General features: G+C 68.7%; 1 protein-coding gene. It reads right to left on the reverse strand.

The features are described from left to right. Positions 1 to 71: 71 nt before the first annotated feature. Positions 72 to 566, reverse strand: a complete 495-nt coding sequence (locus tag ABD774_RS21585) for a DUF2243 domain-containing protein (RefSeq protein ID WP_345045849.1) — start codon at positions 564 to 566, stop codon at positions 72 to 74. Positions 567 to 611 lie beyond the last annotated feature (45 nt).

A 611-nucleotide genomic window follows, 5' to 3' on the forward strand; every position in this document is an offset into this window, starting at 1 on the left:
CAGGACGAGGACGACGCCGATCTCGAGCACCGCCCAGGGACCCGCGGTGTGCTGGTGGCTCATCACGTCGCTCAACGGGAGGGGCGGGCCCGCCGCAGCAGAAGGAGACCGACGAGGACGAGCAGCACGGCCGAGCCGATCCAGGCCACGTCGTAGGGCAGCAGGTTCACGTCGTAGCGGATCTGATGGATGCGCAGCACCTTGTGGTCGACGACACCGTCGAACAGCTGCAGCAGCCCGACCCCGGTGACCACCGCCGCGGTCCAGCGACGCCACGCCACCTCCGTACGACGTCGGACGTCGGCGAGCAGGAACAGCCCCCAGATGGTGATGAACCACCCGAAGGCATGGAAGAACCCGTCCGCGGTCAGGGCCACCTCGGTGGTGGAGCGGTCGTAGAAGTGATGCCAGTGCAGGGCCAGGTGGAAGATGAACAGGTCGATCATCGACGCCGCGATCCCGGCGCCGAACAAGAGCCCGGAGTAGACGGTCCGACGGTCGAGGTCGACCGCTCCCCGCTCGGCCGGCCGTCCGGCGGGGACGCTGGCGGAGTCCGACGTCGCCATCGAGAAGGTCCTTCCGGTCCGCTGGGTCTCGTCCCGTCATCGTCG

Origin of the sequence: Georgenia daeguensis (genome assembly GCF_039537705.1) — a bacterium.
Taxonomy (GTDB): domain Bacteria; phylum Actinomycetota; class Actinomycetes; order Actinomycetales; family Actinomycetaceae; genus Georgenia; species Georgenia daeguensis.